Origin of the sequence: Acinetobacter sp. (genome assembly GCF_036659555.1) — a bacterium.
Classification (GTDB): Bacteria; Pseudomonadota; Gammaproteobacteria; order Pseudomonadales; family Moraxellaceae; genus Acinetobacter.
In genome coordinates this window covers 1-12,674 of record NZ_JAVXCI010000094.1, presented here as the reverse complement: position 1 = coordinate 12,674, position 12,674 = coordinate 1, and the positions used below count along the sequence as shown (strand labels likewise).

Below are 12,674 nucleotides of genomic sequence, written 5' to 3'. Positions count from 1 at the left end.
CCGCCAAGCTTTGCCCCAGCAGGCTGGCCATTGGCCGAATCATCGCCATCAGCGTGTTGACTGAAAGCCGGCTCTGCCAATACTGGATCATTTGCGAGACTTCATTCGAGTATTGGCTGATATCCAGATAAATGGGGATCGGTATGCCGATTGAAGAAATCAGGCCCTTCCATTTTGAAAAGTCAGGCTTGATTCCCTTCAGCCGCTCAAAAAGCTCTTTATAGCTTGGCGGCGGAAATGAAATGCAGAACTGCGCCACTGCCTTACACTCCGTTTATGCTGATCTGAGGCGCCGAAATGCTGACTTTCGCCTCTGATGTAAGATTGATCTGCACCGCGCCATGAATATTGACCGTTTCACTGCCGTCAACTTCAATCACTTTGGCCTGCGCCTTAATATTGCTCCGCGCCAGCAGCTCAATATTTTCCTGCCGGATGCGGCGCGTATCCACAACTGCGTTTTCGCCGTGGCTGCTGAAGAAGGCAATCACCGGGCGGGACTCTTCGCCATTTTCAAAGAAAACGTACACATCTTCCCCGGCTAAAATTTCCCGCTCCGTGTCCTTGTCGCTGTCACCGACCGGATACGCAAAAGTCGCTGTCAGCCCATCACTGGCCCCGTCTGTCATCCCGTGGATATGGACTTTTGCTGTCCGGCTCTTGGCGCTGTAGCTGAGGATCTTGGCGCGCTTAAATCCTGCCAGCATTACATCGCCTCCTCCATGCCTGCTTTAATACGCAGCACCTGTACACTGGGCACGCCGGCATCCAGGCAGTCCTGCACGGCGATGTAGTCCGGGTTCTTGGGATCATGGCCCAGCTGCCCGCGGATATTGCCCTGATGAATGGCCATCGGCGCATCCACGCGGCCGCGCTTGAAGCGGCCCAGGATCACGGCGCCTGTCAGGCCCTCTGCAATTTGCTCTTCGGTGCGGTCGATAATATCCTGACGCTGAATGCCGACCGCTTCGCCTAAAATTTTTGTAGTATTCATAAATTTGCCAGCCTTAGTTTTACCGTTATTCTGGCTTCAGCAGGAAAAAGCAAAAAATGCCTGTTCCAATAAAAAACCCGCCGAAAAGCGGGTATCTGTAAATGCAAAGGTTGCGCGCTGCAATTTTACGGTTTTCTAAAAGCAATAAGCGTTCACTGCCTCCGCTGGAACATAATATTTCAAGCAGGCATATTCCCTAATACCAAACCGCCTTCATTTACTATTTCAGTATTTCTTCCACTGTGAAGTACACCAGCACGGCCAGCTTTCCCTTGCGATACAAACTTATTTCGTGTAATCGTGATTTGCGGACTATCCTCTGCTCTTAATGCCTCATCTGAATAACTGGAATCGCGCTGAGGAACTAGAGTAAATACTGTTTCTGCATCGCCTGAATTTAAACCAGCATCACCGCCACTGTTTAATGTCTGATTCCCTATAGCTTCCCATGTATTTAGGCCAATCCCGCTAAGCTTAATTTTAACCGCCCGAGCTTCTGAAAGTTTTGCGCCTGTAAATATCAAAGCTTGACTGACTTGATACGGTGTTTCCAGATGATAGGATCTTTCCCAGTTACCAAATGGCGCCCCATTACCGCCACTAATGGATGGAACTTTATAGATGCTAGAGCGACCTGTTAGTGCAGATGAAATAGTAAATTCAGCACCCGAACAAAGCCCGGCGCCGCCGCCGCCCGCATATAATTTCCCTGAAGGTTTAATAATAGCTTTAAGGCTGCAATCGCCATCTAAATTAACAATAGCGGGATAGCCATCATGTCCATCCCAAATAACATCATTATCAATTATGTAACCGCCACTGGAACCGCCTTGCGACATGACTAAGCCGTATATTTCAAGTGTCAATAATGCGTTATTCCACGGTTTGCTGGATCTGTATAATCCGCCATCTGTCATACCAACATATACAGCAGCACCTAGACATGCTGCTGCCGAAGTATTTTGATACTCTGGGTTGATTGTTTCACAGACAGGATTGATATATTCGTAATACAGGGTTTCATTTGAAGCATAGTAAATAGAATGCTGATTTTGGACTGAAAAATTAACAATATTTATATTTTCAGGAATAATAAAATTAATTTCAGCATCTTGCGGGACTCGGATAGGTTTGCCTCTATCCACAATGGAATATTTTTTATCAAACCAATCCCTAAGAACAACAAAGCGGGCATTAATGAATTCCCGATATGAGACACCGCTTTCTAAATTTCCAACCGGGCCAATATGATCAATCTCCGAGCGGCTTGGAATAACTAATACTTCCATTCTTCGTGGAGTAAGATTGAAGGCCAGTACATTGTCAGTCACCAAAGCTGAAGTATTTCTATTATTGGATAATAAAGGCACTGTACCTTGAATTTTTAAATCAATTTTCACCTTGTATGAATTTAATGTTGTATTTTCTATCAAATAATCAACATTATTTTCCTGTGAATTTATTATTACAATGCCATATTTTTCAAGAATACTCCTTACATCACCACCTTCAGGCGGGTTATTGTTGATAGTTACAAGTCCACGCCAATCATACCCAAATCTTTGATTGTAGAATGTTTCCCTATTGATAGTTACTAAGTTTAATCCTTCAAGCTTAGGTTCTGTAACCACTGCAGCTAAACAGAAATGGAAGCTTCCTTTTTCAACAACGACATGACCCTCTTCTATATCAGTATCATCGGTAAATGACGGCATAAATGTTGGTCGCAGCTCAAATGCTCCGTGTTTGTCTAATTTTGGGGTGATGGAGATTTTCCGGCCGTTCCCGGTCAAGTCTTCCACTTTCAAGCCGTGTAAATCCATAACAGCAGCATCCAGCAGTGAAACTCTAGAAGCAGCCGGTGTGCCATTAATATAGATGTCGAATACAACATTATTGAATGTCAGGAACGGCAGCGTATCGCGTACTTTATTTAGGACAATCCTCTGCTGCACCTCAGGAGGCGTACAGCTGATGACAAAGCGGTCTTTGCCGTCAGGAGGATCAGTCTCACTGCCGTCATCCTCTTCATTCTGACCTAAACGCAGCACCTGCACGCTCGGCACACCAGCATCCAGACAGTCCTGCACGGCGATGTAGTCCGGGTTTTTGGGGTCATGGCCCAGCTGCCCGCGGATATTGCCCTGATGAATGGCCATCGGCGCATCCACGCGGCCGCGCTTGAAGCGGCCTAAGATCACCGCGCCCGTGAGGCCCTCTGCAGTTTGCTCTTCGGTGCGGTCGATAATGTCCTGACGCTGAATGCCGGCCGCTTCGCCTAAAATTTTTGTGGTGTTCATAAACTTGCCAGCCATAGTTTGGTTGCAGATCCGACATTGCCGCCTACCGCACCTGTTTCAACCTGGTGGGCAGCCGTCAAGATCACATATTTGGTTTGATTGATTTCTACCAGCATGCCGGCCGAGAGCTGCATGCTCAGTGAGCGGTGCAATACTCCGCGCGGCAGCAGCACCTTTTCCAGATTCTTCAGCTGCCGCGCATCCAGCCCGGCTTTCTGAATAACGGCTTGCCCCGCTGTTGCAGTGTCATCGCCGATCACTGTGGAGCCGTCCTGCTCAACGGACACATAAGACGATTTCTGGAGCTTTTCCTTCTGGCCGCTGTTCAGCCAATGCACTTCACTTGGATCAAGCTTCATCACCGCTTCCTGCTTGAAGAGCGCATCCAGCTTCAGCACGCACAGCTTATTGCTGCGGAAGCAGATCACCGCCGCCTCCTGCTGCAGATACAGCGCCAGGCGCGCTGTCGGCAAACGGCCTTTCAGGCAGATGAATTCCGGCAGCGGCAAATCATCCCCTAAGCGGATATTCTTTGCCCCGCAGGCGCGGATGGCTGAATTAAATGAAGTCTGCTCAAGGATTGCTGCCCTTTCTGCATGCGTGAGCAGCTTTTTGCACCCGGACAGAACAGCAATGCAGGAGATTGCGCCGATCCGGCGGTCATCCTTAATTGTCTGGGACTTGACCGGCTGCACCAGCACAATTTCCAAAGGGTGGCTGATATCTCCGACAAGGATTTCAGCCCCCGGCTTCAGCTGCTCTTCCAGCTCCCGGTTCGCTTTCACTGAAAACTCAAGGCTGACTGGCACCGGCACAAGATCAGTGCGCAGCGTGGCCAGCATCAATTCAGAAGCTGAAATCAGCTTATTTGCGGCAGCAATGACAATCTGCATTTACTGGCCTCCCAGTGTTTTAAAGCTGAACGGCGGCTGCACAAAGGCATTCTTCGGCATTTTCTCTTTTTCGGCTTCATAGGCCTGTTCAGCTTCGCTGACCGTCATGCCGAAGCCATCCCCGCCCATGCTGCGCGATGCTTCTACCAGTGAGGCTTGGATAAGGTCACAGTTCGCCTTCACGCACGATTCAATGATGACCCACTCAAAGGCTTCAAGGACTAATTTCCCGTCAACCTCAATCGGCGCAGCGGCTGACTTCTGGCATGTCAGGCTTTGCCAGCCCGCATAGCGCTTCACTTCTTCAATAAAGGCTGTTTCAACGTCTTCCAGCAGCAGTGAATAGCCTTTCAGCGCCAGCTTCTGATAATAGAGGGCTGCAAGCGCAGAAATTGCGCCTGCCACCGCCCTGAAATTCCCGGTTCCGTCTTTCGGCAATAGCTGCATGGCGCTTACTTGAACAGGCTGCCGAGCTTGCCGATTTGGCGCGCTACGCCGCCAATGCCGCGGGCGACATTTGTCGCGGCCTGAGCGGTATTGATGACTTTCTGCACACGGCTGACCAGCCCATCAATTCCGGCAATCTGGCGGTGGCCGGGCATCACGGTGCCGTTCGTTCCGATGTCTGCGAAGTTGCCGAAATAGTTGAAATCAATCGGACAGGAGACCGTCATGACTTGGGAACGGCTGTCCGTATCAAATTCCGCCATTTCAAAGCGGATGGCGCAGTTTTCCAAAAAATACGCGCGGGAGTAGCTGTCAACATGGCCGTCATAGTAGTCGCAGTCAATAATTCCGCCATTTGCGACCAGCCAGTCTGCAAAGATCTGATCATGCCCGGCTTCAGTCACCAGCATCTGCAGATTGCCCGTGTAATGGGTTTTGGGCACGCCGGCAGCGATTCCGGTAAAACCGCCGGCATATTGAACTTCAGCCGGATCTTCATTACTGACAATCGGGCGCGGGCAGCTCTTGATTAAAAAACGGAAGTCCTCCATGCCCTGAGGCACCAGCATGCCTTGGCAGGCTAAAAGCGGTGATCCAAGCTGCTGGATGGCGAGGTAGTCAGCGCGGAGCTGATTGAGTAAAACAGGATTGACCTGACGCATCATTATTCTCAAATATGCTGTGATGCCGTCATTTTGAAACGGGCAGCGATATGTAAAAGCGCTGAGTTCCAACAAAAAAAGACCGCGGATGCGGTCTTTTTAACTGCCTATTCGGCGGCCTTATTTATAAAGCCCGATCTTCTTGCCCTTCTGCAGGGACTTCATGCGCTTGCGCAGCGCATTTGCGGACACGGCTTTCAGGCGGGCTTTTTTCAAGCCGGCCTTCTGGCCACTCGACATGCGCACTTTCTGCCCGGGCAGGCGCTTGTTTACGATTGTTTTCACGCCATGGCGGATCGCAGCAATCGCCTTGTAGCGGATTTTCTTGCCGTTAAATGATTTGGTGTTCATCTGGCCGCGGGACAGTTTTTTTCCAGTCACGCTGTCAAAGCCGCTTTCCATTTCATCCGGCTCGCCGTACACGAATTCGCGCACCAGCTCATCGAGCGGATCGCCGTCATCAGGCATATTAGCAATCACTGTGCTGGCAGCCGCTTCAATGGCCGCGTCCGCGGCTTCAACATTATCACTGAATACTTCCTCAATGACAGAATCATCCACGCCAAATGTGGCCAGCGCATCGCTGATCGAAGCAGCTAAAGCATTCTCAAGCGTGCCTTCATCATCGTCCGCGCCTTCAAGCGCTTCCAGAATCAGGAAGTCGAGGCGGTCAGACGGCAGCTCGCCCTCATCCAGCTTTTCATCTGCAACCGCATCCACCAGATCTGAAACAATGTTCAGGGCCAGTCCGCGCACATGCTCAATGAATGAAAGCTCTTCGCGGAGAGCGCTGGTCAGGCTGGATGCTGCGGTTTTAATTTCAGCTGCCGCCGAATCAAAGTCGCGCAGAACCAAAGCCTGAGGTTTTGCATTTAATGGATTATTTGCACCAAACATGATCATTCACCTGTTTAAAATTATTTAACTAAAACGTCTTCATCAAAAATTGCATTACGCGTTGCACCTTCAGGACGTCGCGCCAGATACAGGCGCACGCGCTCAAATGGAAAATCTTTATCTTGTACTAAGCTGAACTCATAAGGCTTTCCACCTAAATCCTCAGCGGGCTTCAGCCAGCCTGCAGTCACTGCACCTGACAGGTACTTATCAATGTCCTTGCTGGCATCCTTTATAAAGTGCGCGGTCGGCTTCAGCATGTGCTCTTTAAGAATGGCAACCGTTTCATTTGAAGTGCGCATGGCAATTTCTGCTGCCGGCACCAGGCGCAATGCGCTGTTTTTGCTTTGGCGCTGAGTCAGCAGATCACTGAGCACGAACCGCACGCCTTGCTTAAACTTAATCGGACGCACCACATTGACTTTAGCCTTGGCCAGCATTTCTTCAGTTGGCTCATCGAACACAACATCTGGACGAAGTGCTAAAGCTTTTTTACGGAATGGAAAATCCTTCCACGCAACGCCAACATGAAGCGGCGCATAGCCTTTAGCATCGGTACGTGCATTGCGCAGCAGCTTATCGCCGATATACTGCCCAATGTACGGCGCCGGAATTTTGCGGCCGCTTAATGAAACTGCATCACGCGGCCGGCAAAGATTCGGCGACCAGATAAACTGAACACGATATGATTGCGCATCCATGGATAATGCAAACTGCGCTGCCTGTTCCGGCGTAAGGGTTGGATCAATCTCAGCATCCAGCGGGATATTCAGCTTTTCCGCTGCGCGCAGCGCTGCAACATACAGCGGCAGGTCTTTGGTCTGCGGCAGCGCGATATAGGCCGGCGCATCCACAAGATTGGTGAGAATGGTATAAACCTCATCGCCATCGAATGGCGGCGGAAGCTCATCCGGCAAATCCAGAATGACTTTGCTGCGCCCCAGGCTGTTGGATGCATTGAAGGCCGGTGAATCCATGACGGCAGCCAATATATCGGCGGGGCTTTCCTCCAGCATCAGCTCGAACAGCTCAAAGGCCTTTGAGGCATCCGCTACGGCGACAATAGAGGCCAGATTGTCCGGGTCTTCATCCAGCGTTCCCTGAACCTTCACCACTTCATCGCCCGTGGCTGCGTCAATGATCCGCAGGCGCATGCGGATATCCGACAGCTTCGGCTTGGCTGCCTTGCTGGTGAAGGCGACTTCCAGTTCAGTTTCGGATAAAAAGCTGTGCGTTGAAAAATCGAGATTAAAGACTGCTGCCGGATGAGGTGTGCGGGAAACTGACAGCCCGCCCTGCTGCTCCAAACTTAAAATCATTATTGCTGCCTTGGCAAAATTCTTATCTGTATTTTTGCAGGGCCGCTCAAATTTATTTCTGCTGAGTTCCAATAAAAAAACCCTGCGCCTGCAGGGTTGTTTTCCGCTTTTACGGCTTATTCGCTGAGTTTGATGCGGCGCAGGTTCAATGTGGCGTTGAATGCATTAAAGCTGCCGATGCCATCCGGGCTAATTTTAACGACAATTTCAATTAAGTTTTCAGTACCGTCAGTTACGGCTGGAGAGCCGAATAGAATCTTACCGTTTTCCCAATCTACTGTAATCCCGGATTCGCCCGCGGCAGATACAAGCTCATAGACCGTTGGATTGACTGATGTCCACGTTTCAGGTGTGACGCCAAGGCGGATATTCAATTCAGTTTCATCGGATAACGTCACCGCATCGTCCCAATCGGCGAAATTGACCCATGCGCCAGTTTGCTGCACTTGCACCTGCGCATGTATTTGTTCTGGGAACACGTAAGCGTGGCCTGTTAGATACGCCGATGACTCGCTTTCCATATCTTGATTGGCAGTGAAGTGCAGAACAAAGTCTTCATGACTGGAGAGCGCTGCGCCGTCTTTCAAACGGACTTCGTAGCCGTAATTATTCGGTGCGCCGCCTTGCGCTTTGCGGATCTCGAAGATCGGATTATCGCTATCTTCAGCCAGCGTGATTTTGCGCGGGAATACATCGTTCGCAGAACCGGATTCAAGCGGACTGCCAGAATCATGAAGTACGCTGGCGCTTGTCCAATTTATCAGTGCATCCGCTGGGTAAAAGACTGTCCCGCCCATGCCGTTAGCAAAGAAGCCTTGGAATCCGCCAAGCATAAGCGTACTTTCGTCCACAGCAGCATTCATGATGTTGAAAATCGGAATGTTGTCAAGGATTGCGCCCGCTTCACCCTTAATCAAAATGGTCTTGGCAGCATCGCCAGTTTCAACACGCTCAGGAAGGATGAACAGCGCGCGGTCACGGCCCGGAAAGACGACCGTTTCGTAATCGCCGTCGATCCCGTCCAGCGAAATAGCCATGCGGGATGGCTTAGTGATTGCCGTCGTCACATCAATGAAGATCGGATCACCATACTTGGCCGCGTGCAGCGGCTGCAAGTCAGCGCCCAGTACACCGTGGATAACTACACCATCACCAGCGGCAACCCAAGGGTACGGGCGGGCAAAAAACGGAACAAGTACAAGGTAGAATGCTGTACTAAGTAAATCTTCACCGCCGTATTTAAATTCTATCGGGTATTCGCCGTCTGGATAATCGCCGCGCTCCGGGATTGTAAATTCCCATTCGCCGCCGCCAATTTCAACGGCCACTTCCTTATCAGAATAGACTCCGCCGATATGGAAGCCGATTTTCGCCCGGAGCTTTTCAGCATTCTGGTTCGTATACTTGAACGTGACCACCGTACCCACTCCAGCAGCCTGAAGGCCGCTGTCCATCGCCATGGAATCGAATACCGCCTGATCCTGCGATGACAGCCAAGGCAGGCTGTCCAGATCATCTTCAGGTTCAGAGGCTTCAATTGACAGGACGCCAGATTTCAAGGCGTTCAGCTGCTTGATATTTGCCGTGATCTGCTCATGTGCAGCCTTGCCTTTCACGCGGATGACCGTCTTTTCAAAAGGCAGCAGGCGCACTTGCGTTAAGGGTTCAACAATAATGAATGGCGATTCGTTGGTTAAAGCGATTTCTTTAATTTCCGCTTCATCGCCCAGCGCTTCCAGCAGCGGATTCGTGCCGTCAAAGTCATGCATTGCGGATCTCCAGTTTTTTGCCCAGTCCAATGAACTGTTTCAGGTTGTTCAGCACATCGCGCTTAAACTGCCCGGTACTGCAGCGGATTTCAGCCGTTTCACCCGGGCCGACGGAGGTCTTGGACAGCGGTTCAAAGATGGTCTGAAAGCCCTCATTCTTAACGATGACAAGCAGCGCATCATCACGCTTGGCAATAACTGCTTCTTTGCGGACTTCTGCAGCAGTAGCCGCCTCTACCGGCTGCTGGGGTTCCTGATTTACCGCCACATCAGCTGAAGGCTGCGGTTCCGCCGGTTCATCTGCTTGGGTTTGGGCTTCATCCAATGCCGGCTGATTTTCTTCCGCTGCAGCTGCCGGCAGCGGTTCTTGGCCTGCACTATCGGGCTGCACTTCCTGCAGTTCAGCCTGTGATGAGGTCAGCCCCGGTTTTGGAGCCTCATCAGCCGGTTCATCTGCTTGGGTTTGAACTTCATCCAATGCCGGCCGATTTTCTTCCGATGCAGCTGCCGGCAGCGGTTCTTGTCCTGCGCTATCGGGCTGCACTTCCTGCAGTTCAGCCTGTGATGAAGTCAGCCCCGGCTTTGAAGCCTCATCAGCCGGCGCCGCCGGAGCAGGAGCCGGCTTTGCAGCAGCGGTTTTAGCTTTTGCAGCGCGTTTGCGGGGCGCTTCAGGCGCAGCGCCTGCTGCCGGAGTGTTTAAATCAGTTTGAGTCATCATTTACCGCCAATTATCTGATTGAAAATGAATTAAGGCGCAATTGCTGCGCCTTAATCTGTAAAGTTCTTAGTTTTTGAGTTTTGGCATATTGATCGCGTTGATCAATGCAAACTGGTCGGCATAGCGGTCCAGCGGATTCAGCTCTGCTGCCTGAGAGCCGATCAGCGCCATCAGCTGTTCACGCGGATCTGGCGTGGCCTCACTGATGGTCAGCGGCATTTCCGTGAAGCCGATAAATGGATTGCGGACCGGCTCATTGCCGCGGCCGGTCAGCAGCATTTCAAAGGCCTGACCTGCTTCAGTCAGCACGCCAGCAGAGCTTGGAACGTGGTAAACATTGGTTCCGTCCGCCAGTGTGCCGATACGCACAATCTGACCATGGCCTGCAGTTGCGCCTGTCTTAACCGGCATTTTGTCTGAAGACAGCTGGGCAAAGAAGATTTTGGCGCTGTCGCCGACATACAGATCGAAACCGACGGTTGCGCCGCCTGAATCCTGCACAATGCCTGTTTTCGCGGCTTCAAGATATTTCATGAACTCGCCGAACAAGTCGCCTGAAGTGTTGTAAGCGGCGGCCAAGTTGCCGGTTACGCCGCGTGAAGCGTCAAAAGTAAACTCACGGCCGTTGTAAGCTGCGCGCTCTTTGCCTTCGCCAAGCAGGCGGATGGTTTGCTCCAGATAGATTTTGCCCTGCATCAAGCCTAAAGCCGTGCCGACAAAGCCGACTTTCAGCTCGTTGGAGATCTGATTCGCCAGCAGCTTTGAGGCGCGGATCTGCGTAACGACCGGAGCGCTCAGCAGTGTTTCATATTCAGGCTCCATGCTGACGCCAACAGGTTCCAGCTTGAAGTTATTTGAACTGTCGCGGGCTTCAAAATCAGCAATCAGGCAAACTTCAATCTTTGCGCCGGCCGGCAGCTCTTTGTTCAGCGTGACTGAAATTGCGCTGGTATCCAGGTTAATGCTGCTGGAAGTTACTGAATATTCTTCACCGGCAACTTTTGCAGATTTTTCAGCAATTGCTGCAATTGAGCCTGAAATCTTGGGCTTGCTGCGGTTCCTGGTATGCGCGACTTCCTTGCCGCCGATGCGGATCGAAACATTGCCGCCGATGAACGGCAGCAGAGGCGCCTTGGTGTTCGGTGTTTTAGCAGCATAGTCGGCATAGTGCGTATGAGCCACTGCTGTATAAACATTGCCTGAACCGTTATTGCTGAGCGCGAAGCGGAAACGGCCTTCAGCATACGGCTTCGCTGCCTGCACGCCATCCAGATAATCATGCTTGTCCATCGCGCCGAACGAACGGTCAGTGACAAAGCGCGCAGCAACAATCGGCACTTCATTCGAGCCGTTGCTGTTCGGAATGATTGCGACAATCGGCGAAGCGTATGCAATCGTTGTTGCAATGGTCGTCACGGACAGCGCCGGCACAATGCTCACCGATTCCTGATGCGTATTGCTGATGTCATCAAAGCCCTGCTCCAGACTCTGGTAGGCTTGGGCTGCAGCAGGACTAAAGCTGCGGACTTTCTTGGCAATCGCCACGCCGTTGCTTAATGCAGAAGCGATAACTGACGGATGAGGCAAGTCGCCGCCGTGACAGTATTGATACTGGCTGATGCCCACCTTGATTGCGTCATCGATATCAGCCGCGCTGTCAAAGCCCAGGATTTCCAGCAGATCATTCAATGCCTGAGGACGGGTTTCCGGCATGCCGGCTGCGCTGTCAAAGCCCTTTTCTTCACCGTCTTTATAGAAATAATTCTGGCATTGCTGTGTTGCGAGCATCTGCGCCTGATATTGCTGCTTTACTGCATCAGTTAGGTACATATTTTTTTCACCTGTGTGGGTCTAAAATCTTTGATGGAAATAGATTCGCACGGCGGAAAAATTGCAAAAATGGGCAGTTCCAATCATAAAAAAACCTGCGGTTAAGCAGGCTTTTTGAATTACATTTCTATTTACATTTGACAGACAGTTGCATCGGGATATTTATTACATATTGAAGAACTAGGTGATGCGATTGCTGTCGCAGAAAAGACTAAAGAAACAAGAGCACACAAGTATACTTTCTTCATATTTATTCACTTCTAGTTTGTTGGTTTTTCGCTTAAATACTACAAAGTAATTCAGGATAGAAAGTGAATGTCATGATTTATTTTGTGAACTCATATTGCTTAATTTACATTATCCATTTATCCGCTGACACCGCTGGAAACATAGATTTCCACATCCGCGCCCGCAGTGACCTTGTAGCGGATCTTGTCCCAGGCATGCTGCCGGAACGGTTCTGAATCCGGCGTGCCGGCTGCAATCGTCACAATCGGCTCCCAGTGCTGATCCGCGGCTGGATCTGCATCCGGCTTATTGCTTCCCGAAAACTCAACGACAGCGCCAGATCCAATCACTTGGTAATTGAAAATTGCTGAGGTGCATTGCCCCGCCATTTCCGCATCACCCGCCTTCTTCCGCTGTTCCTTAAAAACTAAAAATGTCATGCCTGCTGTCCTAAAAAAATTACTGTGTGCGTGATTCAACTTCACTTTTCACCGGATCAAGCCCAAGCTCATCACGGCGGTTCAATACATACTTTTTACCGAAGTCAGACATCAGGGTCTGGCCGCTGATTCCAACAATTTCAAACCACAAAATAAAACCCTCATCGATCATCAGGC

The 12,674-nt window shown here is 50.7% G+C and carries 12 protein-coding genes and 1 pseudogene; all 13 read right to left on the bottom strand.

What is annotated here, in order from left to right:
* On the bottom strand, positions 1 to 259 hold a 259-nt coding region (locus RSA72_RS12050; protein WP_332633231.1), incomplete at its 3' end, for a hypothetical protein.
* 85 nt (positions 260 to 344) lie between these two features.
* Positions 345 to 704 (bottom strand): annotated as a pseudogene (locus tag RSA72_RS12045) (hypothetical protein); the annotation flags it as partial.
* Positions 705 to 706: 2 nt separating this feature from the next.
* On the bottom strand, positions 707 to 994 hold the full coding sequence (locus RSA72_RS12040; protein WP_332622540.1) for a hypothetical protein: 288 nt from the start codon (positions 992 to 994) through the stop codon (positions 707 to 709).
* Positions 995 to 1,173: 179 nt separating this feature from the next.
* Positions 1,174 to 3,294, bottom strand: coding sequence for a hypothetical protein (locus RSA72_RS12035; protein WP_332633229.1), 2,121 nt, complete (start codon positions 3,292 to 3,294; stop codon positions 1,174 to 1,176).
* Positions 3,291 to 4,187 carry a hypothetical protein gene (locus RSA72_RS12030; protein WP_332633227.1) on the bottom strand — a complete coding sequence of 299 codons (897 nt, stop codon included), beginning with the start codon at positions 4,185 to 4,187 and terminating at the stop codon, positions 3,291 to 3,293. Before RSA72_RS12030 ends, RSA72_RS12035 begins: the two co-directional genes overlap by 4 nt.
* Positions 4,188 to 4,634, bottom strand: coding sequence for a hypothetical protein (locus RSA72_RS12025; RefSeq protein ID WP_332623672.1), 447 nt, complete (start codon positions 4,632 to 4,634; stop codon positions 4,188 to 4,190).
* 5 nt (positions 4,635 to 4,639) lie between these two features.
* Positions 4,640 to 5,296, bottom strand: coding sequence for a hypothetical protein (locus RSA72_RS12020; RefSeq protein ID WP_332623679.1), 657 nt, complete (start codon positions 5,294 to 5,296; stop codon positions 4,640 to 4,642).
* Between the two features lie 120 nt (positions 5,297 to 5,416).
* The gene (locus RSA72_RS12015) at positions 5,417 to 6,193 is read right to left on the bottom strand and encodes a hypothetical protein (RefSeq protein WP_332623674.1); all 777 of its coding nucleotides are present in this window, start codon (positions 6,191 to 6,193) and stop codon (positions 5,417 to 5,419) included.
* 20 nt (positions 6,194 to 6,213) lie between these two features.
* Positions 6,214 to 7,512: a hypothetical protein gene (locus tag RSA72_RS12010; RefSeq protein WP_332623675.1), complete on the bottom strand. Its 1,299-nt coding sequence runs from the start codon at positions 7,510 to 7,512 to the stop codon at positions 6,214 to 6,216.
* Between the two features lie 116 nt (positions 7,513 to 7,628).
* Complete coding sequence (locus RSA72_RS12005; RefSeq protein ID WP_332623676.1) at positions 7,629 to 9,281, bottom strand: hypothetical protein; 1,653 nt, start codon at positions 9,279 to 9,281, stop codon at positions 7,629 to 7,631.
* Positions 9,274 to 9,999 carry a hypothetical protein gene (locus RSA72_RS12000; RefSeq protein ID WP_332623678.1) on the bottom strand — a complete coding sequence of 242 codons (726 nt, stop codon included), beginning with the start codon at positions 9,997 to 9,999 and terminating at the stop codon, positions 9,274 to 9,276. Before RSA72_RS12000 ends, RSA72_RS12005 begins: the two co-directional genes overlap by 8 nt.
* Before the next feature lie 66 nt (positions 10,000 to 10,065).
* Positions 10,066 to 11,829 (bottom strand): hypothetical protein, encoded by a 1,764-nt coding sequence (locus RSA72_RS11995; RefSeq protein ID WP_332633225.1) that lies wholly within the window; start codon positions 11,827 to 11,829, stop codon positions 10,066 to 10,068.
* 365 nt (positions 11,830 to 12,194) lie between these two features.
* Entirely contained in the window at positions 12,195 to 12,497 is a 303-nt protein-coding gene (locus RSA72_RS11990; RefSeq protein WP_332622916.1) for a hypothetical protein, read from the bottom strand.
* Between the last annotated feature and the right edge of the window lie 177 nt (positions 12,498 to 12,674).

Bases quoted from the DNA above. Each gene is read 5' to 3' on its own strand.
- RSA72_RS12040 (WP_332622540.1), bottom strand. From the start codon at position 994: ATGAATACTACAAAAATTTTAGGCGAAGCGGTCGGCATTCAGCGTCAG.
- RSA72_RS12035 (WP_332633229.1), bottom strand. From the start codon at position 3,294: ATGAACACCACAAAAATTTTAGGCGAAGCGGCCGGCATTCAGCGTCAG.
- RSA72_RS12030 (WP_332633227.1), bottom strand. From the start codon at position 4,187: ATGCAGATTGTCATTGCTGCCGCAAATAAGCTGATTTCAGCTTCTGAA.
- RSA72_RS12025 (WP_332623672.1), bottom strand. From the start codon at position 4,634: ATGCAGCTATTGCCGAAAGACGGAACCGGGAATTTCAGGGCGGTGGCA.
- RSA72_RS12020 (WP_332623679.1), bottom strand. From the start codon at position 5,296: ATGCGTCAGGTCAATCCTGTTTTACTCAATCAGCTCCGCGCTGACTAC.
- RSA72_RS12015 (WP_332623674.1), bottom strand. From the start codon at position 6,193: ATGTTTGGTGCAAATAATCCATTAAATGCAAAACCTCAGGCTTTGGTT.
- RSA72_RS12010 (WP_332623675.1), bottom strand. From the start codon at position 7,512: ATGATTTTAAGTTTGGAGCAGCAGGGCGGGCTGTCAGTTTCCCGCACA.
- RSA72_RS12005 (WP_332623676.1), bottom strand. From the start codon at position 9,281: ATGCATGACTTTGACGGCACGAATCCGCTGCTGGAAGCGCTGGGCGAT.
- RSA72_RS12000 (WP_332623678.1), bottom strand. From the start codon at position 9,999: ATGATGACTCAAACTGATTTAAACACTCCGGCAGCAGGCGCTGCGCCT.
- RSA72_RS11995 (WP_332633225.1), bottom strand. From the start codon at position 11,829: ATGTACCTAACTGATGCAGTAAAGCAGCAATATCAGGCGCAGATGCTC.
- RSA72_RS11990 (WP_332622916.1), bottom strand. From the start codon at position 12,497: ATGACATTTTTAGTTTTTAAGGAACAGCGGAAGAAGGCGGGTGATGCG.